19 protein-coding genes are annotated in these 19,986 nt (G+C 75.3%); 9 read left to right on the top strand and 10 right to left on the bottom strand.

Going from position 1 to position 19,986, the window contains the following annotated elements:
• Positions 1–37 precede the first annotated feature (37 nt).
• Positions 38–955, top strand: coding sequence for an NADP-dependent oxidoreductase (locus ACSHWO_RS30530; RefSeq protein ID WP_385834995.1), 918 nt, complete (start codon positions 38–40; stop codon positions 953–955).
• Positions 956–1,090: 135 nt separating this feature from the next.
• Here the strand turns inward: ACSHWO_RS30530 and ACSHWO_RS30535 are convergent, their stop codons facing one another.
• From ACSHWO_RS30535 to ACSHWO_RS30555, 5 genes are all read right to left on the bottom strand, one after another.
• A complete protein-coding gene (locus ACSHWO_RS30535) occupies positions 1,091–4,090 on the bottom strand; it encodes a poly(A) polymerase (protein ID WP_438316929.1) in 3,000 nt (999 codons plus the stop codon).
• Positions 4,090–6,039 (bottom strand): RNA ligase family protein, encoded by a 1,950-nt coding sequence (locus ACSHWO_RS30540; RefSeq protein WP_438316932.1) that lies wholly within the window; start codon positions 6,037–6,039, stop codon positions 4,090–4,092. The genes ACSHWO_RS30535 and ACSHWO_RS30540 overlap by 1 nt, the downstream gene beginning before the upstream one ends.
• Positions 6,040–6,140: 101 nt before the next feature.
• Positions 6,141–6,860 (bottom strand): cysteine hydrolase family protein, encoded by a 720-nt coding sequence (locus tag ACSHWO_RS30545; RefSeq protein ID WP_438316935.1) that lies wholly within the window; start codon positions 6,858–6,860, stop codon positions 6,141–6,143.
• A gap of 14 nt (positions 6,861–6,874) precedes the next feature.
• Complete coding sequence (locus ACSHWO_RS30550) at positions 6,875–7,138, bottom strand: hypothetical protein (protein WP_438316938.1); 264 nt, start codon at positions 7,136–7,138, stop codon at positions 6,875–6,877.
• Between the two features lie 274 nt (positions 7,139–7,412).
• Complete coding sequence (locus ACSHWO_RS30555; RefSeq protein WP_438316941.1) at positions 7,413–8,639, bottom strand: DUF418 domain-containing protein; 1,227 nt, start codon at positions 8,637–8,639, stop codon at positions 7,413–7,415.
• A gap of 249 nt (positions 8,640–8,888) precedes the next feature.
• On the opposite strand from ACSHWO_RS30555, the gene ACSHWO_RS30560 reads away from it, so the two are divergent.
• The 3 genes from ACSHWO_RS30560 (at position 8,889) to ACSHWO_RS30570 (ending at position 11,413) form a co-directional block, all read left to right on the top strand.
• Positions 8,889–9,404 carry an SRPBCC family protein gene (locus ACSHWO_RS30560; protein ID WP_438316944.1) on the top strand — a complete coding sequence of 172 codons (516 nt, stop codon included), beginning with the start codon at positions 8,889–8,891 and terminating at the stop codon, positions 9,402–9,404.
• Positions 9,405–9,464: 60 nt separating this feature from the next.
• Entirely contained in the window at positions 9,465–10,082 is a 618-nt protein-coding gene (locus ACSHWO_RS30565; RefSeq protein ID WP_438316947.1) for a hypothetical protein, read from the top strand.
• A 371-nt stretch (positions 10,083–10,453) separates the two neighbouring features.
• Complete coding sequence (locus ACSHWO_RS30570; protein WP_438316950.1) at positions 10,454–11,413, top strand: class I SAM-dependent methyltransferase; 960 nt, start codon at positions 10,454–10,456, stop codon at positions 11,411–11,413.
• Between the two features lie 105 nt (positions 11,414–11,518).
• Here the strand turns inward: ACSHWO_RS30570 and ACSHWO_RS30575 are convergent, their stop codons facing one another.
• On the bottom strand, positions 11,519–13,042 hold the full coding sequence (locus ACSHWO_RS30575) for a DEAD/DEAH box helicase (RefSeq protein WP_385839299.1): 1,524 nt from the start codon (positions 13,040–13,042) through the stop codon (positions 11,519–11,521).
• Positions 13,039–13,722 (bottom strand): MarR family winged helix-turn-helix transcriptional regulator, encoded by a 684-nt coding sequence (locus tag ACSHWO_RS30580; RefSeq protein ID WP_438316954.1) that lies wholly within the window; start codon positions 13,720–13,722, stop codon positions 13,039–13,041. The genes ACSHWO_RS30575 and ACSHWO_RS30580 overlap by 4 nt, the downstream gene beginning before the upstream one ends.
• A 108-nt stretch (positions 13,723–13,830) precedes the next feature.
• Here ACSHWO_RS30580 and ACSHWO_RS30585 point away from each other — a divergent pair, with 108 nt between their 5' ends.
• Both ACSHWO_RS30585 and ACSHWO_RS30590 read left to right on the top strand, forming a co-directional pair.
• Positions 13,831–14,220 (top strand): HGxxPAAW family protein, encoded by a 390-nt coding sequence (locus tag ACSHWO_RS30585; protein WP_361090417.1) that lies wholly within the window; start codon positions 13,831–13,833, stop codon positions 14,218–14,220.
• Positions 14,221–14,362: 142 nt separating this feature from the next.
• Positions 14,363–14,569 carry a cold-shock protein gene (locus ACSHWO_RS30590; protein ID WP_361090420.1) on the top strand — a complete coding sequence of 69 codons (207 nt, stop codon included), beginning with the start codon at positions 14,363–14,365 and terminating at the stop codon, positions 14,567–14,569.
• 116 nt (positions 14,570–14,685) lie between these two features.
• On the opposite strand, the gene ACSHWO_RS30595 is transcribed toward ACSHWO_RS30590, so the two are convergent.
• Positions 14,686–14,940, bottom strand: coding sequence for a ferredoxin (locus tag ACSHWO_RS30595; protein ID WP_385839274.1), 255 nt, complete (start codon positions 14,938–14,940; stop codon positions 14,686–14,688).
• Positions 14,937–16,124, bottom strand: a complete 1,188-nt coding sequence (locus ACSHWO_RS30600) for a cytochrome P450 (RefSeq protein WP_438316959.1) — start codon at positions 16,122–16,124, stop codon at positions 14,937–14,939. The genes ACSHWO_RS30595 and ACSHWO_RS30600 overlap by 4 nt, the downstream gene beginning before the upstream one ends.
• Before the next feature lie 135 nt (positions 16,125–16,259).
• Here ACSHWO_RS30600 and ACSHWO_RS30605 point away from each other — a divergent pair, with 135 nt between their 5' ends.
• The 3 genes from ACSHWO_RS30605 to ACSHWO_RS30615 all read left to right on the top strand — a co-directional run bounded on the left by ACSHWO_RS30605 (position 16,260) and on the right by ACSHWO_RS30615 (position 18,393).
• Positions 16,260–16,529 carry a hypothetical protein gene (locus ACSHWO_RS30605; protein WP_361090426.1) on the top strand — a complete coding sequence of 90 codons (270 nt, stop codon included), beginning with the start codon at positions 16,260–16,262 and terminating at the stop codon, positions 16,527–16,529.
• 175 nt (positions 16,530–16,704) lie between these two features.
• On the top strand, positions 16,705–17,064 hold the full coding sequence (locus tag ACSHWO_RS30610; RefSeq protein WP_438316963.1) for a YciI family protein: 360 nt from the start codon (positions 16,705–16,707) through the stop codon (positions 17,062–17,064).
• 96 nt (positions 17,065–17,160) lie between these two features.
• Positions 17,161–18,393 carry an RNA polymerase sigma factor gene (locus tag ACSHWO_RS30615; protein WP_438316965.1) on the top strand — a complete coding sequence of 411 codons (1,233 nt, stop codon included), beginning with the start codon at positions 17,161–17,163 and terminating at the stop codon, positions 18,391–18,393.
• 61 nt (positions 18,394–18,454) lie between these two features.
• Here ACSHWO_RS30615 and ACSHWO_RS30620 read toward each other — a convergent pair whose 3' ends face one another.
• The gene (locus ACSHWO_RS30620; RefSeq protein ID WP_438316967.1) at positions 18,455–19,939 is read right to left on the bottom strand and encodes a condensation domain-containing protein; all 1,485 of its coding nucleotides are present in this window, start codon (positions 19,937–19,939) and stop codon (positions 18,455–18,457) included.
• Positions 19,940–19,986: the final 47 nt, after the last annotated feature.

Raw genomic sequence — 19,986 nt, forward strand, 5'->3', positions numbered from 1 at the left:
CCACTGCGGAGAGGCCGGACAGATGTCCCAGGACACCATGCGGGCGATGGCGTACGAGACGTACGGCGGGACGGAGGTGCTCTCCGAGACCCGGCTGCCGCTGCCGAAGGTCGCCCCCGGCGAGGTACTCGTCAAGGTCAGGTGCGCGGGGGTCAACCCCGTCGACTGGAAGATCATGTCGGGCGGCCTCGACGGCCTGATGGACGTCATGTTCCCCGTGGTGCCGGGCTGGGACGTCTCGGGGACGGTCGAGCGGGTCGGCATCGACGTCCCCGAGTTCGCCGTCGGCGACGAGGTGATGGCGTACGCCCGCAAGGACCACGTGCACGGCGGCACCTTCGCCGAGTACGTCAGCGTGCCCGTACGCGCCCTCGCGCCCAAGCCCGCCTCCCTCACCTGGCAGGAGGCGGCCGGCCTGCCCCTGGCCGGGCTCACGGCCTACCAGCTGCTCACCCGCCTCGGCACGGGCAAGGACGACACCGTCCTCATCCACGGCGCCGCGGGCGGCGTCGGCTCCTTCGGCGTGCAGATCGCCCGGGCGCTGGGCGCCCGGGTCATCGGCACCGCCTCTCCCCGCAACCACGACCGGCTGCGCGAACTCGGCGGCGAGCCCGTCGAGTACGGGGAGGGCCTGGTGGACCGGATCCGCGGGCTCGCCCCCGACGGCATCACCGTGGGCGCGGACTTCGTCGGCGGGGTCCTGGACGTCACCACCGCGGTCCTGGCGCCGGACGGCCGCCACGCCTCCATCGCCGACCACAGCGTGCTGGGCGCGGGCGGCCAGTGGATGTGGGTCCGGCCGCTCGGCAGTGACCTCGCCGAGCTGGGACGCCTCGCCGACAGCGGCAGCCTGAAGGTCACCGTGGCCGAGACCTTCCCCCTCTCGGACCTCCCGGCGGCCTTCGCCCTCAGCCAGCAGGGCCACACCGCAGGCAAGATCATCATTACCCTCTGAACCCCGCCCGCAGGATCCGGGCCGCCCGGAGCGAGCCCGCCACCATCTTTCCCCCCGCCCCGACCCCCGGCCGTTCCGCCGGGGCTGCCGGGAAGCCCCGGTGCCCTGCTCCACCCCGCCCGACCGAAGACGTCCTCAGGGCAGGGTGGGCACCGAACCGCAGCGCGCGCGGAGGACCTCGACCCCCGCCAGGCCGGCGCACCAAGGGGAGGTCACGGCCGCGAGCCGGGCCGCGTCCGGCGGCCGACTGCCGAGCCCGATCGCGAAGTCCGCCGAACGGGACGAGGCCGCGAAGGGCCGCGGCCAGGCGTGCGCGTCCCGGACCCCGGCCTCGGCCAGCGCCCCGAGCAGGGCCCGCATCCGTCCCCGCGCCCGGCCCAACGACTCCTCGAACTCCCCCGGGCTGTCGCCCCGTACGCTCACCACGGCCCAGGCGGCGTGCCGGCGGTGCAGTGCCGGCGGCACGAGCAGCCCGTCACCGGCACCGGACTCCACCAGCTCCCAAGCCCGGTACAGCTCCTGCCCGACCAGGTCGCGCAGGCCGGCGCCCACCTGGGCCGTGCAGCTGCGCACCGGCTCGGAAGGCGTGAGGACGGTGACCGGGTCGGAGTCGTCCACGACCGGGCCCCCGCCCGCGGGGAAGAGGCCGACCGGGGTGCGCCAGTCCCAGGCGGCCCAGGTCCCGAAGAACTCCCGGAGCAGGCCGGCCGGGGACAGGTCGGCGGCTTCGCGGACCGTCCGCGCCGCCAGCACCGCCCAGGCGAGCCCCGGCAGCCCGCCGAACGGCGCCGAGTCCAGGCCGCGGACCCGGGCCCAGGCCTTCACCTGCCGGGCCAGTGCCGCGAACGCCGCCTGCCGGGGCCCCTCGGAGCCCACGTAGCCGCGTACCGCATCGGCGTCGCTGACCGCGCTCAGCGCGATCGCCGCCGCCTCGCCGAGATCCGCCCGGCGCTCCACGGCCCGCGCCGGATCCACCGCCCCCGTGGGGACGACCACCAGGTCCACGTCCAACCCGTCGACGCGCAGCCGGAGCCCCGGCACCCGGGCGCCCGTCACCTCCCGGATCCGCTCGGCGGCCCGCGGCAGGGCGGCCGCGACCCGGGCCCGTACGTCCGCGAGGTCGACCGTGCCGGGCAGGGCCGCGACCAGGTCCAGGTCCGCGCCGGGCAGGGCGCAGCCCATGCGGCGGGATCCGGCGACGTGGACCACCCCGTCGGGCAGCGCTCGCGCGATGCACGCGGCAACGTCGCGGCCGAGGTCACCGACGCCCGAGGCGGCTCCGGCCCCCGAGGCAGCCCCCGCCCCCGAGGCAGCCCCCGTCTCCGGGCCGATCCCCGTCTCCTCCGGCACCCACCGCACCGTGCCCGTACCGAGCTCCACCGTCGCCCGGACCCGCATCGGCTCGTCCCCGCGCCGCGAGAGCACCGCGAGCTCCCCGACCCGGGCCGGGAACGACGCCCCGGCGCCGCCCAGCCGCGCCGTGTACTCCGCCAGCGCCCGCTGCGGATCCGTGCTGCGCCCCAGCGTCAGGTGCGGGGTGTACCCCTCGCCGCGGCCCCGGCAGCCGGGGAACCGCGCGGTGAGCTCCCGCCGCAGCTCCTGCCAGGGGGCCTCGCCGGCGGCGGCCGGGTCCAGCCAGAGCACGGCGTCCCCGCGCAGCCCGAAGCTGTGCACGCCCGCCAGCCGCACCCCGAACGGGGCCGTCGTCGCGGCCGCCTCGGCCAGCAGCGGCAGCGCCTCCTCGAAGGAGGACTCGGCGACGAAGCCGAACAGCAGGTTCACGTGCGCCGGCCAGCGGTCGGCCGCCGGGTCGTGCTCCCGGCGCAGCCCTTCGACGGCGTCGTGGTGCGGTGGCAGCCACGCCACGGCCGTGTGCGCGGTCGCCGCTCCGTCGAACACCGCACCCGCGGCGTCCGACCCGGCCCCCACCCCTGCCGCCGGGCCGCTCTCCCCGGAGAAGTCCAGCACGGCCCCGACCCCGTAGTGGTCGGAGGCGAACAGCCCGTCGGCCGCCGGGGCGTCCCCCGTCAGCACCGCCCGGCGCACCTCGGCCCCCGCCGACCGCAGCAGGACGCGGTCCAGCCGGCCGGGACGTCCCGACAGCGAGCCCACCGCGGCGAGCGGATTGGCCACCGGGTCGAAGGTCGGCGTGGTGTCCCGCGCCCCGTGCACCTCGCTCCACGCGTCGCGCATGCCGAGCACGGCCGCGGGCCCGTCCGGCCCGCCGCGGCCGTCGTTGAAGTCGCCGAGGAGCGCCACGTCGGCATCGATGCCGCTGAACCCCTCGCGGATGCGGGCCAGTTCGCTGCCGCGCCGCTCGGCGCCGTTCTCAGTGTGATCGCTCGTCAGGTGGACGCAGGCCACGACGAGCGGACCGCCGGCCGTGTGCACCGTCACCGCCGTGACGGCCTTGTACGGCCCCAGCTCGTGCACCCCGGCCTCCGCCACCGGCAGCCGGCTGAGCAGGAGCAGCCCGCTCCCGGCGACGTCCTTGCCGGCCGGGTCGGTCCCGAGGGTGTACCCGGCCCGCACCCAGGGCTGCGCCAGCAGCATGCCGAGCAGTTCGGGCTCGACCTCCTGCAGCGCGATGACGTCGGCGTCGGCGGCTTCGAGCGCGGCGAGCAGCAGCGGCCTGCGCCGCTCGGTGGCGATGTGCGGGGCGTCGTACCGGTCCCACAGGGTGTTCCAGGTCAGCAGCCGCACCCGCCCGGGAGCCGCAGCCTCCAGCGGGCCGTCCGCTGACGGCGGACCGTCGGCCGCAGGAGCAGCGCCGCCCGCAGGACGGGCACCACCCGCGACGGGGGCGTCGGTGGGCCGCCAGCCACCGGCGGCGGGATCCCAGGCGTGCGGGGTGCGGGCGGTGAAGAACGGGGCCCGCAGCAGGCGCGGGGCGCGGACCCGCCCGGCCCGGGTGGAGTCGATGGCGTCGAGGCCGCTGGCCCGGTCCCAGACGAGCTCGCCGTCCGCCTCGACGAACAGCACCCGGTGCCAGGGGATGTCGCCGCCGGGCACGAACGCGGGCAGCGGGATCCGCTTCGGCGGGGCCCCGCGCTGGTGCAGGCCGAGCACGAACCGCGCCGGGTCGAACCGGGGGTCCCAGCGGACCTGGTGGTACAGCTGCTCACTGGTACGCATCAGCAGTTCCCGTCCGTGGTGGCGAGGGTTCCTGCGGTGTCCTCGACGGTGCCGCCGGCGCCGATGTACCGGATGCGGTGCGCCTGCCCGTCCCCCGGGTACGGCGGGCTGAACCGGTGCAGCTGGGAGGCGAGCACCTGGGGCGGCACCGGGTGGGGCCGTACGGTGTTGCGCCGCATCAGCTCCGCCTCCTCCACCAGCACCACGGCATGGGTGACCAACGCGTCGCGGCGGGCGGCGACCGCGCCGGCCAGCCCGCGCTGCTGCGCGGTGAGGGAGGTGGCGTCCCAGACGACGGTGCCGCCGCCGGCCAGCGCCGCGTCGAGCCGGTCCAACCCCTCGCGCAGCACGTCCGCGTTGGCGCGTTGGTCGGCCCGGGAACCCCGGGCGGCCCGCAGGTCGTCGAGGCTGACGTACGCGGCCACCCCCGGCAGGCTCCGCGCGTACGTGCTCTTCCCGCTGCCCGACGGCCCGCACAGCTGCACCAGCTTCGGGTAGCCGCCGTCCCGCCAGCGCCAGGTCGCGGCCACGGCCTCCTCGGCGGTGGAGATCCGGCCGCGCCCGAACGCCTCGACGGCCTCGGCCCAGCAGCGGTCCGCCGCGTCCGGGTCCCGGTCGGCGAGGGCGGTCCGCACCCCGGCCCGCAGCGGGCCGAGGGGGTCGGGGCCGAACAGCCCCTCCTCCTGCGCGTACAGCGCGGACCACTCGACGCACTCCCCGGCCGACGCCCCGGCCCCGGCCCCGGGTCCGGCCCCGGCGGCGTCCGCCGGATCCCCGGACGCCCCGGTCCCGGCGGCGTCCGCCGGATCCCCGGACGCCCCGGTCCCGGCGGCGAGCGCGTGCAGCACCCCGAGGTCGGCCGCGCAGGCCATCCGGACCAGCCCGGCCCGGCGCAGCTCGTCGGGGAACGGCTGCCGCAGCCGCGGGTAGAGCCCGACCAGGTCGGCGACCCGGCGGGCCAGTGGCATGCCGAGCGGGCCCGCCGCCAGCTGCGCCGCGACGCGGGCCCGCGGGGTGCGGTGCAGCAGGGCCGCGAGGACGCCGGCCAGCCGGGCGTCCCCGGTGCGGCCCAGCGCGTCGAGCCGCCCCGCCACCTCGGCGACGACGGCATCGACGGCACCACCGCGAGCCACTGCCACGAGCCCGGCCGCAGTCCCGGCCACGACCTCGGCCGCAGTGCCACCCGGACCCCGGTTCGGGCCCGGACCGGGCTCCGGCCCCACCTCCGACCCGGCTCCCGGCCCGCCTCCCGCCCCGCCCCGGAGGCCGAGGGCGGCCGTCAGCCCGGCCACGTCCGGTTCGGCGCCCGACCGCACCGCCCACAGGGCGGCCTGCGGGCCGAGCCCGTTCGGCACGACGGGGGCGTACATCCAGTGCGTGTCGGTCTGCACGTGCCCACCGCGGACCCACTTGGCCACGCACCGCCCGAAGTCGGCACGGTCGAAGCCGGCCGACGTCCGTACGACGTAGCCCTCCTGCCGCGCGGTGTCGACGCGCAGCCGGCGCAGGGCCCGCTCGTCGAAGACGCCCCGCCACAGCACGCGCGGGGTCGGCACCCCGAGACCGTGCAGGAAGCGCACCGTGCGGTCCCAGTCGAGGCAGTGCTCGCCGTCCCACACGGAGAACCCGTAGAACCAGCCGTCGAGGTCCTCGTAGGGGATCGAGTGCCGGGCGTACAGGTTCTCCCCGCACACGCGCCGGCCGGCGGGTATGCCCGCGCCGATGCGGCTCTGCAGGCCCTTGACCCAGGCGCGCGAGGGGTGGTGGCCGGAGTCGAGGGAGCGGGCGTGCAGGCCGTCCGCGTACAGGGTGGTGTTCTCCCCGTCGAGCTTCTCGGTCACGACGACCTCGCGCCCGGCGAGCCCCGCGAGTCCGGCGGCCCGCACGTCGTCCGCCGTCGTCCCCGGCGACCACGGCAGGTGCGGGGTGCGGGGGTAGTGCGTGCGCATGAGGGGCTCCTGCTCGACGACGTGGTGCCAGGTCACTGTAGGTATCCGGCCCGGCCCCCTCCACCCAATATCCGCCTTAGCGGACCGCCCGGGCAGCCGCGTCAGGCCTGCCGGCCGGCGAGGAGGGCGAGGATCTCCGCGGTCGGGCGGACGTCGCCGTAGCTGCGGTAGACCGTCGCCAGGGTGGCGTTGTGGGCGGCGTCGCTGCGCGTCGCGCACGCGTCGGCCGCCAGGACGACGCGGTGCCCGAGCGTGGCCGCGTCCCGCACGGTGGCCTCCACGCACACGTCGGTGACCAGCCCGCACACGAGGACCGTGTCGACACCGCGCTCGTCGAGCACCTCGGGCAGCGGGCAGTGCCCGGGGAAGAACGCGGAGGCGGCGCTCTTCTCCACCACCGGATCCTCCGGTGCCGGCACCAGCTCGGGCCACAGCCGGTCCGCCACCGTGCCCGCGCCGCCGGCGAGCCGGTAGCGCTCGGCGACCTCCGGCCCGTAGAAGTCCACCGCCCAGCGGGTGGGGCGCGCCGCGACCGCCGGCAGCACCCAGGCGACGGTGCCGCCCGCCGACCGGGTCCCGTGCGCGAGGGCCCGCACCTGCGGCACGACGCCCAGCCCGAAGCCGTTCCCCGCGACGAAGAACCGCACCATGTCGACCACGACCAGCGCGGTCCGCTCCCCGCGCAGTTCGCCGTACGCGTGGCGCCGGCCCCGGCGGCGCTCGTGCCGCGCGTACTCGTCCGCGTCGATCCGCCACGCGTGCCGCCGCGGCCCGATCCCGTCCACCGGGTCCGCTCCCTGTGTCGCCCGTACGTCGTCCATCGGCGGTCGGCTCCTCAACCGCACAGGGCGACGATCTCGGGGGCGACGGTGCCCCTGGCCGCCTCGCACAGGGGGCGCATGTCGTAGCTGCGGCCCGGGACGGTTCCGGGACGCGGCTGCGCGGGCGGGCGCTTGCGCGACTTGGACGCGGACGTGGAGGCGGCCTTGGCGGGGGACCCGGACGTCGACCGGGAGGCGGCCCGGTGGGACGGCGGTGCGGCGGGCGGCGCGGGAGCGCCGGTTTCCGCAGCCGGCGGGGGAGTCGGGGAGGCCGACACGGTCGTCGGTGTCGGGAGGGGCGTCAACGGACGGGCGGCCACGGTCGGTCGCCGGACCGGGCCTCCTGCGGCGGGTTCCGGTGCGGGCGCGGCCGGGGGTGCGGACGGCCGCACGGTCACGCACCCGGCGGTCAGCATCATGGCGGCAAGGACCAACGGGAGGGGCGGAGTTGCTCGGCGCGGCTGCTGCATCGGCTGCATTCGTCCAGCTTGCCGTACGGGCGGTTCGGCGAGCCACGGGCCGTCATGCGCACGGGTGAACCGCGGCCGCGGCTCACGCCGGCGTGCGCCCCCGCGAGGCGAGCCGCAGGGCATGCTCCAGCGGGCCCCGGCGCAGCGGGCTGTCCGCCCAGGCCCGCTGCCAGCCCCAGGCCGCGGCGACGGACACACCGGCGAAGGCGGCCAGCGCGGTCCAGGACCCGGCTCCGTGGGCGGGGCCGGCCAGGACGAGTGCGTGGGCGACGTACGCGCTGAGCGCCATCGCCCCGAGCGCCGCCAGCGGGCCCAGCACCAGCAGGCCCGCCCGGCGCTGCGCGGCGAGCACGAACAGGCCGATGAGCGCGCAGCCCACGCCCGCGTTGCCGATCGTCTCCAGCGGGGTCTGGCTGTACGGGTCCGCCACCAGCAGCCACTCCCAGGAGGTGCTGGGTATCGCTCCGAACTGCCCGCCCAGCACCGCGCCCACGGGGTCGGCGGCGCCGGCCGCCTCCGGGTGCCGCTCCGCGATCACCGACAGCAGCCGGTTCCGGCCGCCGAGGGGGTGGGCCCACAGCCAGGCGGCGCCGTACCCGGCGACCGCGGCAGCAGCGCCCCAGACCGCCATGCGTGTGGCGGAGCGGCGTTCCCGCAGGTCGCACAGCCGGCCGAGGGCCAGCCCCACCAGGACGTACGGGAAGTAGGTGGCCAGCGGGTACGCGCCGGTCAGCAGCAGCTCCAGCAGTGTCCGGCCGAGCCCGTCCCAGCTGGTCAGTGCGGACACCTCGGGGACCGCGCCGCGCCCGGTGGCCGCGTACCCGAAGACCGGGCCGAGCACGTACGACAGCACGGGGCCCGCTATGACGGAGGCGCCGGCGACGGCGGTCAGTACCGGGGTGGTGAGCCGGGTGAAGGGTTCGGCGGCGAGGAAGTACACGGCGAAGAAGGTGAGGATGACCAGGATCCCGGGCCACAGCGCGGCCAGTACCAGGCCGAGCACGGCCAGTACCGCGCAGCGCGTCAGGAGCGCGCGGTGCCGCTGCGCCCAGCTGCCGGGGGTCTCCGCCGGTGGGCCGCCGCCGCTGCGCTGGGCGAGGGCCAGGGAGAACCCGGCGAGGAGGGTGAACAGGGCGGGCGCCCGTCCGTCCGCCGCGACCACCAGGTAGCCGGCGCCCTCGGGCTGCGGGCCCGGCCCGACGTGCACGGCGAACATGCCGAGGACGGCCAGTCCGCGGACGGCGTCGACACCGGTCAAGCGGCCCGCGCCCGCCTCGCCGCGCGGACGGGAAGCGCCGGCCACTCGCATGCCTGTGCTTGCCTCTCCTCTGTCCCGGCCGGGGGCCGGTCTTTTTCACGTGGTCGGACCAGAGGGTTTCATTCCGCCAGTCCGCGCGGCGAACATACCAGGGCTGGGGTAACAAGGTAATAAGCCGGAATGGCCGGTATGGGAACGATACGCAGCCCCGCCCTCGCCCCTTCGGCCGCCACGGGCTGCCGCCGGGCCGCCGCCGGGGAAATCCCGGGTGCGCGGCCCCCGGTCCCGCAGCATGGGGGCATGAGCGACAGCGTGATCACCTACACCGTCTACCTCCTGGCCGATCCCGCACGCGTCTGGGAGGCCCTCACCGACCCCGCCTTCACCCGCAGGTACTGGGGCCTGAGCTTCGAGACCGACTGGGCGGTCGGCTCGCAGATGGCGTGGGTGGAGCGCGGGACCCGGACCAGCGATCCGGAGCAGGTGGTCCTCGACTGCGTGCCGGACCGCAGGCTCGCGTACACCTGGCACACCTTCACGCCCGAGTGGGCGGCCGCGGTCGGCGTCGACGAGGAACTACGGGCGGAGCTGGCCGCGCAGCCGCGTACGAAGGTGACGTACGAGATCGAGCCGGTCGGGGACACCCTCACCCGCTTGACGATCCGTCATGATGGCTTCGAGCCGGGCGGCATGCTGATCGGCATGTGCAGTGAGGCCTGGCCGATGCTGGCCTCCAGCCTCAAGACCCTGCTGGAGACGGGGGCTCCGCTGCCGGAGGAGGGCGCCGCCGGGCCCGGCCCGGAGCCGGCGGTGTGACGGTCCCGCGGCGCCACCCTGCGCACCGGCCCACCCCACCGGTCGTGTGGAATGGGCCCCATGGGGACACAAGAGGACCTGATACGCCCGGCCGAAGCGGCGGCGCCGCCCGAACACTGGCGCTACGCCCGCCACCTCGAAGCCCTGGCCGCAGCGGCGGCCGCCGCCGTTCCGCACGCCGTCCGACCGGCGGACTCCTCGCCCCCGGTTCTGCGGGCGCCGGCGGCCGGGCCCGTGGCCGTGCCCGCGCCCGCGCCCGCGGGGCGGGCCGCGTCCGGGCCGGCGGCCGAAGCCGAAGCCGTGGCCGCCGTGCTGCGCGATCCCGACCCGGTGATGGCGGAGAGTGCGGTGGTCACGCACCTGGACCGTCGCGCCGCCCAACTCCTGGACGCCACGGCCTTCCCCGCCTGGGCCGAGGCCATGGCCGGCGCACTCGGCGACCGCGCCTTCCCCGCGCGCAGGCTGTGCGAGTGGAACCTGCTCAGGGCGATCGGCCGCGGCGGGCCGTGGTCGGCGGCGGAGCTCACCGCCGCCTCCGACTGGTGCCAGCGGACCGCGGTCCGGCTGCCGGCCTCGCACGAGGCGCTCACCCTGCTCGCGGGCTCGGCCCGCACCCGGCGCGTCCGCAACGCCGCCGCCCTGCGCCTGCGCCGCAGCAGCCGCACCCTCCCCGCCTGACCGCCGCCCCGCTCCGCGAGGGACCCGGCTCCGCCGGGTGTACCGGGCTCAGCCCGGACCCGCGCCCCCAACGCCGGCGAGGCCGATTCCGCCGCCCCGGACGTGCAGGGCCGGCCGTGGAGGCGCCGCCGGACGCCCGCGGGCGTACTGGCAGGTCGGGGGCGGGAGTTGTGGACGTGTCGGCGGGTGGGTCTCGCAGCCCGGCGGGGGTGTGGAATCGGGCAGAAAGGGGTAAAACCAGCCTGGCGGGGCGGCGGATTTCATCGGCTTGCACAGGAGTCTCGTCATTCGGGCATGCCGCGGTTTATGGTCTGGCTACCCGGCCGGGTATCAGCGTTGATCAGATGCCGTTCCACTGGAGGCTGTACTCCGTGTCGCACGTTTCGCAAGCTCCCGTCACCACCCCCGACGGCGAGCCGGCCCTGCCCGCTCCCACCGCGTACGGCGAGGTCAAGGGGTGGTTCTCGGACTGTGACCAGGCGCTCTTCGACTGGTTCCTGACCCACCAGAGCAGGGCCGGGGGGAAGCCGGGCGACCTCCTGGAACTCGGCGCGTTCATGGGGAAGAGCGCGATCTTCCTCGGGCAGTACCTGCGGGACGGCGAGGGGTTCACCGTCTGCGACCTCTTCGACTCGCCGGCGCCGGACGACTCCAACCTCGCGGAGATGCAGGGCTCGTACTCGACGCTGACCCGCCGCGGTTTCGAAACGAACTACCTGGCGTTCCACGAGGAACTGCCGACGATCATCCAGGCCCCGACCTTCGTGGTCGCCGACCGGGTGCGCCCGGCGAGCTGCCGGTTCGTCCACATCGACGCCTCCCACCTGTACGAGCACGTCGTCCAGGACATCGCGTCCTCCCGCGTCGTGGCCGCGCCGGGCGCCCTCGTGGTCTTCGACGACTACCGCTCGGAGCACTGCCCGGGCGTCGCCGCCGCGGCGTGGGGCGCGGTGGCGGTCGACGGCCTCCGGCTGATCGCCGTGTCGGGGGCGAAGCTGTACGCGACCTGGGACGACCCGGAGCCCTACCGCACGGCGCTGCTGGAGTGGCTGGAGGGCCGGACCGACCTGTGGCACGGCGTGGAGATGGTGGCCGGCCAGCCGCTGGTCCGCATCGGCGACCACGGGGCCGTCCCTCCGGCGATCCCGAAGCCGCTGCGGCCGGCTCCCGAGCGGCCGGCCCCGCCCACGCCGGCGCCCGCCCCGGTGCGGCAGCCGGTGGCCCGTCCGCGGCCGGGCGCCCCGTGGCGCAAGCTGGCGAAGGACCTGCTCCCGCCGGTGGTGACCCGCGCGATCGTGGCCGAGATGCGGCGTCGGCGGCGCCGTCCCTGACCCTCCCCGACCGCGCCTGGTGACGACCTGCGGTGCGGGCCCCGGTTCCGGGGCCCGCACCGCTCGTCTTCGTCCTCCCGTGAGCCTGCGCCCGCGTCGGGGGCGTCAGCGGCCGCGGCGGACGCGGGCCGCGCGGCGAGCCTCGGCGAGCGCCTTGGCCTCCGCCGTCTTGCGGGACTCCTTGCCCTTGCCCGGGCGACCCGGCCGGCTGCCGATGCCGCGGAAGCCGAGCTCCGAGCCGGACGGGCGGCCCTTCGCGTCGGTCGGCGCGGCGCCGGACAGCGGCACCCCGGAGGGGGCCTTGGCGCCGGTGATCCGGCTCAGTGCGGCCTCGCCGGAGCGGACCTGGGTGATGGTCGGCCGGATCCGCGCGTCCGCCATCAGCCGGACGACGTCCCGCCGCTGGTTCGGGGTGACCAGGGTGACGACCTTGCCGGACTCGCCCGCCCGGGCCGTACGGCCGCCGCGGTGCAGGTAGTCCTTGTGGTCGGCCGGCGGGTCCACGTTCACGACCAGGTCGAGGTCGTCGATGTGGATGCCGCGCGCGGCGACGTTCGTCGCGACGAGGACCGTGATCGTCCCGTCCTTGAACTGGGCGAGGGTCCGGGTGCGCTGCGGCTGCGACTTGCCGCTGTGCAGCCCTTCCGCCCGTACGCCCATGGCCCGCAGGTGCTTCACGAACTGGTCCACGCCGTGCTTGGTGTCCAGGAACATCAGCACCCGGCCCTCGCGGGCCGCGATCTCGGTCGCCGCGGAGACCTTGTCGGCGGAGTGGATGTGCAGGACGTGGTGGTCCATCGTGGTCACCGTGGCCGCCGACGGGTCCACGGAGTGGGAGACCGGGTCCTTCAGGTACGTCCGCACCAGTTGGTCGACGTTGCGGTCCAGGGTGGCCGAGAACAGCATCCGCTGCCCGTCGGCGTGCACCAGGTCCAGGATCTCGGTGACCTGCGGCATGAAGCCCATGTCGCACATCTGGTCGGCCTCGTCGAGCACCGTGATGCGCACCCGGTCCAGGTGCACGTCGCGCCGCCCCACCAGGTCGCTCAGCCGCCCCGGGGTGGCCACCACGACCTCGGAGCCCGTGCGCAGCGCGCTCACCTGCCGGCCCATCGACAGCCCGCCGACGACCGTGGACATCCGCAGCCCGAGGGCCTGCGCGTACGGGGCGAGGGCCTCGGTCACCTGCTGCGCCAGCTCGCGCGTCGGTACGAGGACCAGGGCCAGCGGCCGCTTCGGGTCCGCCTTCCGGCCCGCGGTGCGCGCGAGGACGGCCAAGCCGAAGGCCAGCGTCTTGCCGGAGCCGGTCCGCCCCCGGCCGAGGACGTCACGGCCGGCCAGCGCGTTGGGCAGGGCGGCGGCCTGGATGGGGAACGGCCTCTCCACCCCGGACTCGGCCATCGTCCGCAGCAGCTCGGCGGGCAGGTCGAGCTCGGCGAACGACTCCACGGGCGGCAGGGCCGGGACGTCGGGCTCGGGCACGGCGAACTCACCCTGCAGGGCGGGGGTGCGGGGCGCCTTGCCGGCGGTGCTGCCGGCGCCCTTTCCGGCACCGGCCTTCGGGGTCGCCCGGGCTGCCTTGGCGGCGGGCCTGACGCCGAAACGCCCGTAGGGGGACGGGTTCCTCATGCAGAGCCTTCCGTGGGACACGAAAAGGGGAATTTTATCATCGGCGGCTGCAGGCCTCCGGGGGCCGCGGAGGCTCCGGGCCCTGCCGGGGCTCCCGGCTCCGCGGGGACCGACGGGTCTGCGGAGTCCGACGGGTCTGCGGGCACTTCGCGGCCGGCGGATCCGCCGGGGGATCCGGGACTCCCGGGGCCGGCCGCCGGGGCCAGCGCACCGGACCGCAGGCGGTCCAGGTGCGCCCGCGCCTCGGCGGCCGCGCGGGTGAACCAGTCGGCGATGACGGCGACCTCGTCGGGGGAGTATTCGTCGAACAGGGCGGCGAGCCGGGCGTAGAAGGGCTCGTAGGCCTCCACCACCCGCCGGGTCGCCACCGGATCGGCCACCACCCGGACCCGGCGACGGTCGGTCGGGTCGGGCTGCCGCTTCGCGTACCCCGCGCGCTCCAGCCGGTTGAGGACGCCGGTCACCGCGCCGGTGGTGAGGTTGGCCAGCGAGGCCAGGTCGCCGGCCGAGAGCGGCTCGTCCCCGGCCCCCAGGATGTGCCCGAGGCAGGTGAGATCGGTGACGTTGAGTCCCAGCAGCTGCGCCACCTCCTGCTGGCCGATCAGGCCGAGGGCGACGTAGTGGTCCATACGGGAGATCGCCTCCCCGGCCGTGGCCGGGGGGCGGGTCTTGCCCTGCACGCAAAGACTCCTTAGCATCTAAGTTACTTAGCTCGCGAGATACTTCGCTGATCAGATGTTTAGCTCGCGAGGTAAGCCTTCATGTCTTGAGCCTACGTCGGGAGAACCATGAGCGCGCACGGAGACGTCGACCTCGGACACACGGTCGCCGGCTGGACCGGCACCGCGCTGGCCGTACTCGGTTCCGCGGCGGCCGGTGCGGCCTTCTGTGCCGGCTGGACGCCGGGCATCTGGCTCGGCCTGGGCCTTGTCGTCGTGGCCGCGGCCGTCACCTGGCTGCTGCACCTCGCAGGCTGGGGCAAGCCGAGCGGCCCCCGGCCCGCCCCAGCGCGGGACTGGCGGGTCCGCGACGACGTCGCCCGCACGGGGCACGCCGACTGCCTGGGCTGCCGCATGAGCGGGGGGCGACGCGCCGCCGCGGCGGCCCCGGCGCTCCGGCCCGCGGGTGCCACCGCGCTGTCGCCCGCCGCCGACGGTGGCGCCGAAGCCTCCGGCTGAACCGTCCCGGACGGGGCGGGCATGCGTTCGACGCCCCCCGGTTGGCCGCACGGGGGTGTGATCCCAGGAGCGGGTGGGCAGGATCGGGACGGCGGCACCGTTACGAGCTGCCCGCGTGGAACGTTGAGAAGGATCAGGACCGATGGCTACAGGCATTGTGAAGTGGTTCAACTCGGAGAAGGGGTTCGGCTTCATCCAGCAGGACGACAGCGGCCCGGACGTGTTCGTCCACTACTCCGCGATCCAGACGTCCGGCTTCCGGGCGCTGGAGGAGAACCAGAAGGTTCAGTACGACGTCGTCCAGGGCCCCAAGGGCCCGCAGGCCGAGAACGTGATGCCCCTCGACTGACCTCCGACCGACCCCGCTTCACGTGTGGGCCGACGTCACAGGCCACGAGCCCCGCCGACCCACCCGGCGGGGCTCGGTGCGTCCCACGGACCCTCGTTCCCGCTGTCGCCCCGCCGTCAGTCGTCGCCGTCCTCGTGGCCTGCGTGGTCCTCGCCGTCCTCGCGCAGGACGACCGCCGAGACCGGGCAGGCCCGGACCGCCTCGCGCAGCAGGGGGCTGCCGATGCCGTCCTCCCGCCCGGGCAGGACCTGGCCGAATCCGTCGTCGTCCTGGGTGAACACGTCCGGAGCGGTCAGCGCGCACTGGCCCGCGCCGATGCAGACGGAGGTGTCGATGCCCACGGTGGTGCGGCGCGGCGGCACCCCGCTCACCACGTCACCGGGAGCTCGACCATGCCCTGGATGGTGTCGCCGGGTTTGAACGGGATCCGGTCCGGTTCGGCCGCCAGGCGCAACCCGGGCAGCCGCGCGAAGAGGGTGCCCAGCGCGATCTCCACCTCGGCGCGGGCCAGGTTCTGCCCCAGGCACTGGTGGACGCCGAAGCCGAAGGCGACGTGGTGCCGGGAGGGGCGGTGCCAGTCGAGCACGTCGGGCTCCGCGAACGCGGCCTCGTCCCGGTTGATGACGGAGGTCGAGAAGACCACCCCGTCGTCCGCCCGGACCGTCACCCCGCCGATCTCGATGTCCTGCGTGGCCACCCGCAGCATGCCGTCCGCGATCGACAGGAACCGCATCAGCTCCTCCACGGCGGCCGAGAGCAACGACGGGTCGGCGCGCAGCTCGGCCAGCTGCTCCGGGTGCCGCAGCAGGGTGAAGGTGCCCAGAGAGATCATGTTCGCCGTGGTCTCGTGCCCCGCGACCAGCAGGACCGCGGCCAGCGAGACCAGCTCGTCGACGTCGGTCTCGCCCGTCTCCAGGCGCCGCTCGACGAGCTCGTCCAGGAGGCCGTCCCCGCGGACCGACCGCTTGTGCTCGATCAGATCGGCCAGATAGGTGTTGATGCGGGTGCGGGCGTCCTCCACGTCGGCGATGTCCGGCCCGCGCAGCAGCCGGCGCGACTGCCCCTCGAAGAACTCGTGGTCCTCGTACGGGACCCCGAGCAGCGAACAGATCACGGTCGACGGCACGGGCAGGGCGAAGGCGCCGACGAGCTCGGCCCCGGGGCCGCGGGCGACCATGTCGTCGATCAGCCGGTCCACGGTCTCCTCGATCCGGGGCCGCAGGGCCGCCGTCCGCTTCAGGGTGAAGCTCGGGATGAGCATCCTGCGCTGGACGTTGTGCAGCGGGTCGTCCACGCCGAGCAGCGCGATGCTGCGGTCCTGAAGACCCTTGAACCGCGGGGTGGCGGCCGGGAACGCGGCGTTCCGGCGGTCGGCGGAGAGCCGGTCGTCGGACAGCAGGGCCCGCGCCTCGGCGTGTCCGGTGACCACCCACACGGACCGGCCGTCGAAAAGGGTCACGCGGGACAGCGGCCGGCTCGCGCGCAGCGGATCGTAGGCGGTGGGCGGGTGGTAGGGGCAGGTTCGGTCCTGGGGGAAGGCCACGGTCTCCGACATGCAGCACCTCGTAAGCACAGTCCGTAGTTCCGGTGTTCGCCTGGACCCATTACATGCCCCAGGCACCTATCTCACCCATACCCGTTTCGGCCAGATGGGCACCGCATTGTCAGTGGCGCCTGTGAAGCTGGCGGCATGGACGACAGGATGCTCCGCCGCCGGGTGTACGGCGCCGACCACGACGATCCCGACCCGGGCCCGCGCCCCGGCCGCAGCTACGGCGAGCTCGTGGGCGGCCCCCTCGACGGGCTGCTCCTCGACGTCACGGGCTGGAGCCCCGGCCGGCTGGCCGAGGAGGCCGCCCTCCCCACGGAGATAGGCCGCTACGGGGCCGGCGGCCGGTCCCACTACCGACGCCGCGCGTCCGACCCCGACCACTGGGACTGGTCGGGCGACAGCCGCTGACCCGCGGTCGCGCCGGGCCCGACACGCCCCGCCGCCCTGCCGCTGACCGGTCCGCCGCCCCCGGTCCGGAGAAAATCCCGAAGAAGAACCTCCGCGGGTGTCGATTCCGCCTCCTCCGGTTCGACGCAGGGGTGAGAGGCGGGACAGCCCCCGCCCTTCCGACCGAGGAGTCACCATGCCGCGCTTCCTTTCCCTGGTCCGCATCGACGAGCAGAACCTGCCCGCCGACACCGAGTTCCCCCCGGAGTTCGAACAGCGCATGGGCGCGCTCCTGGAGGACATCACCAAGGCCGGCGTCATGCTGGACACCGCCGGACTGCGTCCCACCGCCGAGGCGACCCGGGTCACCTGGTCCGGCGGCAAGCTGAGCTACACCGACGGCCCGTTCACCGAGACCAGGGAGGTCGTCGGCGGTTACGCCCTCCTCCAGGCCAAGGACATGGCCGAAGCGATGGAGTGGGCCAAGCGGTTCCTGGAGGTACACCCCGTGGAGTGGACGGTCGGCCTGGAGGTCCGCCAGATCGACGAGGGCTGACCGAGCCGCCGGCCGCCGGCCGGCGGACCGCCGCCGGGCCAGGGCCGGGGGCGCCCTGTTTGCCCCGGCCCGCCACGGCTGCTCTGATGGGTGGCCGTGACGGGAACGGACACGGCCCAGGCCGTCGAGACGGTGTTCAGGATCGAATCGGCGCGGATCGTCGCCGTCGTCGCGCGCATCGTGCACGACGTCGGCATCGCCGAGGAGCTCGCCCAGGACGCCCTCGTCGCGGCCCTGGAACAGTGGCCCGCGGCGGGCGTCCCCGCCAACCCGGGCGCATGGCTGACCACCACCGCCAGACACCGCGCCATCGACCTCGTCCGCCGCAAGGAGACCTACGCCCGCAAGCTCGCCGAGGTAGGCCGCACACTCGAAGACGTGCCGCCGCCCCCCGAGCCGGCCGAGCCCGACGACATCGACGACGACCTCCTGCGGTTGGTCTTCACCGCCTGCCACCCCGTGCTGGCCGCCGACGCCCGGATCGCCCTCACCCTGCGCCTCGTGGGCGGGCTGACCACCCGGGAGATCGCCCGCGCCTTCCTCACCTCCGAGCCGACCGTCGCCCAGCGCATCGTCCGCGCCAAGCGGGCCCTCGCCAAGGCCGGCGTCCCCTTCGAGGTGCCCTACGGCGCCGATCGGGAACAGCGGCTCGCCTCCGTCCTCGAAGTGGTCTACCTGGTCTTCAACGAGGGGTACGCGGCGACGGCCGGCGACGACCTGCTCCGCCCCGCCCTCTGCGAGGACGCCCTGCGCCTCGCCCGCCTCCTGTCCGCCCTCGTGCCCGACGAGCCCGAGGTCCACGGACTCGCGGCGCTCCTGGAGTTCCAGGCCTCCCGGACCGCCGCCCGCACCGGCCCCGGCGGCGAGCCCGTCCTCCTCGCCGACCAGAACCGGGCCAGATGGAACCGGCTGCTCATCCGCCGCGGCGTCGAGGCCCTGTCCCGGGCCGGCAGCGGCCCGTACTCCCTGCAGGCCGCGATCGCCGGCTGCCACGCCCGTGCGGTCCGCTACGAGGACACCGACTGGGCGGCCATCGCCACCCTGTACGGGCGGCTTGCCGACCTGACCCCCTCCCCGGTGGTGGAACTCAACCGGGCCGTCGCCGTCTCGATGGCCGACGGGCCCGGGGCGGTGCTCCCGCTCGTCGACGCCCTGGCGCAGGACCCCGCGCTGCGCGGCTACCACCTGCTGCCCAGCGTCCGGGGCGACCTGCTGGAGCGGCTCGGACGGCACGAGGAGGCCCGCGCCGAGTTCGAACGCGCCGCCTCCCTCACCGGCAACGCCCGCGAGCGGGACCTGCTGCTGCGCCGGGCCGCCCACCGCCCCTGAACCCGACCGCGGCGGGAGCCGGCGGTCAGCGGGCGGGGAGGGGCGCGGCGGCCGGGACACGTCAGGGGTGGGCGCGCCCGGACCCGCTCACGCCGAGTGCCGCGCCGACCGGCCCGCGGGGCGCGGCCAGCCCGAGCGGCCGCCCGAAGGAGCCGTGCCGGGCGATCTCCCCGACCGTGCCCCGCAGCGCCTCCTGGAACCCGGCCATGGTCCGGCGGGCCGCCGGGGTGTCCACGTAGATCGAGTTCATGTGGAGCCCGTACGCGTCCCGCTGGAACCAGGAGCAGGCGCCGTTGGCCCGCGCCGACCACACGTGCGAGGCGGGCCGCCGGTCCTCGTGCCGCTCGGCGCCCGGGCACTTGCGGGTGTCGATGTACGAGAAGAAGTTCACGGGGTACGGCCACGAGCGGGCGCCGAACTCCACCGGTGCCAGCAGCTGCCATGCCCGCACGAACGGCACGTCGAGATGGCCCATCATCTCCCCGAACGCGTCCCGCACCCCGGCCATCACCTGGGCGAAGTCCCGGCCGGGCGAGGCGTCGAACTCGATGGGCATCGTGTTGACGAACCAGCCCACCGACCGCGCCCACTCCTCCCGGCCGCGTTCGCTCACCGGCATGAACCCCCGGTACACGCCGGGCCCGCCCGCCTCGCGCAGGCAGACCGCGACCGCGGCCAGCACCCCCATGAACGCCTTGCCGTCCACGGCCCGGCAGGCCTTCTCGAACACCTCGGTCTCGCCGGCGTCCAACAGCGGCGAGGCCTCGTTGACGATCGGGTACATCCGGTCCGGCTCCACGCCGAGGTCGAGCGGGAACCGGGGGAAGAACTCCCCGCCGCCGCGCGCCACGAACTCCCTCCAGTAGCCAAGGCGTTCGTCGTCCTCGGCGAAGGTCGCGTAGCGGCGGCGCTGGTCGTCGGCGAAGTCGAGGTAGCTCGGCTCCGGACCGTCGCCGACCTCCTCGCCGCGCCGCAGGGCCTCGTACGCGTCCAGCACCTGCTGCACCACGATCGGCATGGACAGGCCGTCGCAGACGATGTGGTCGAAGGCCAGGTACACGGTCGCGGAGTCCCCGCGCAGTACGGCGCCCATCGTGAACAGGGGCCAGGAGAGCGTGTCGATGCTCCGCTTGAACCGCTCCGACAGGAAGCCGACCAGCGCCTGCGTGGTGTCGAAGGCCGCCACGGGGACCGTGGACAGGGCGAGTTCGTCCGGGGCGATCGGCTCGCACGCCAGCTCGCCGACGAGCCGCCGGAACTCGCAGCGCAGCACCTCGTGGCGCCGTACGAAGGCCAGCAGGGCCCGGGTCATGGCCGGCTCGTCCAAGGCCCCCGCGACCTCGAACGTGACCGCGATCCAGGACGCGACGGGGTCGTCGTCCCCCCGGCTCTGCTCGGCGACCGTGAAGTGCTTGTCCTGGTTGAACGAGGCCCTCCTGCCCGCCCCCTCCGCGGCCGGCTCCGGCCCCGCCGCGTTGGACCGCAACCGCCATTCGACGACCCGGCCGGGTGCCATGCCGTGCATCTCCAGAGGAAACTGCCGCATTCCTTCATCCCTTCGCCCCCCAGAGTCAACCCCGTGGCCCTAACGAC

Origin of the sequence: Streptomyces pallidus (ex Mingjun et al. 2026) (assembly GCF_051550185.1) — a bacterium.
Taxonomy (GTDB): Bacteria; Actinomycetota; Actinomycetes; order Streptomycetales; family Streptomycetaceae; genus Streptomyces.

Bases quoted from the DNA above. Each gene is read 5' to 3' on its own strand.
- ACSHWO_RS30585 (WP_361090417.1), top strand. From the start codon at position 13,831: ATGAGCGCGCACGGAGACGTCGACCTCGGACACACGGTCGCCGGCTGG.
- ACSHWO_RS30610 (WP_438316963.1), top strand. From the start codon at position 16,705: ATGCCGCGCTTCCTTTCCCTGGTCCGCATCGACGAGCAGAACCTGCCC.
- ACSHWO_RS30560 (WP_438316944.1), top strand. From the start codon at position 8,889: ATGAGCGACAGCGTGATCACCTACACCGTCTACCTCCTGGCCGATCCC.
- ACSHWO_RS30545 (WP_438316935.1), bottom strand. From the start codon at position 6,860: ATGGACGACGTACGGGCGACACAGGGAGCGGACCCGGTGGACGGGATC.
- ACSHWO_RS30575 (WP_385839299.1), bottom strand. From the start codon at position 13,042: ATGAGGAACCCGTCCCCCTACGGGCGTTTCGGCGTCAGGCCCGCCGCC.
- ACSHWO_RS30605 (WP_361090426.1), top strand. From the start codon at position 16,260: ATGGACGACAGGATGCTCCGCCGCCGGGTGTACGGCGCCGACCACGAC.
- ACSHWO_RS30540 (WP_438316932.1), bottom strand. From the start codon at position 6,039: ATGCGCACGCACTACCCCCGCACCCCGCACCTGCCGTGGTCGCCGGGG.
- ACSHWO_RS30590 (WP_361090420.1), top strand. From the start codon at position 14,363: ATGGCTACAGGCATTGTGAAGTGGTTCAACTCGGAGAAGGGGTTCGGC.
- ACSHWO_RS30530 (WP_385834995.1), top strand. From the start codon at position 38: ATGCGGGCGATGGCGTACGAGACGTACGGCGGGACGGAGGTGCTCTCC.
- ACSHWO_RS30565 (WP_438316947.1), top strand. From the start codon at position 9,465: ATGGGGACACAAGAGGACCTGATACGCCCGGCCGAAGCGGCGGCGCCG.
- ACSHWO_RS30535 (WP_438316929.1), bottom strand. From the start codon at position 4,090: ATGCGTACCAGTGAGCAGCTGTACCACCAGGTCCGCTGGGACCCCCGG.
- ACSHWO_RS30555 (WP_438316941.1), bottom strand. From the start codon at position 8,639: ATGCGAGTGGCCGGCGCTTCCCGTCCGCGCGGCGAGGCGGGCGCGGGC.
- ACSHWO_RS30620 (WP_438316967.1), bottom strand. From the start codon at position 19,939: ATGCGGCAGTTTCCTCTGGAGATGCACGGCATGGCACCCGGCCGGGTC.
- ACSHWO_RS30600 (WP_438316959.1), bottom strand. From the start codon at position 16,124: ATGTCGGAGACCGTGGCCTTCCCCCAGGACCGAACCTGCCCCTACCAC.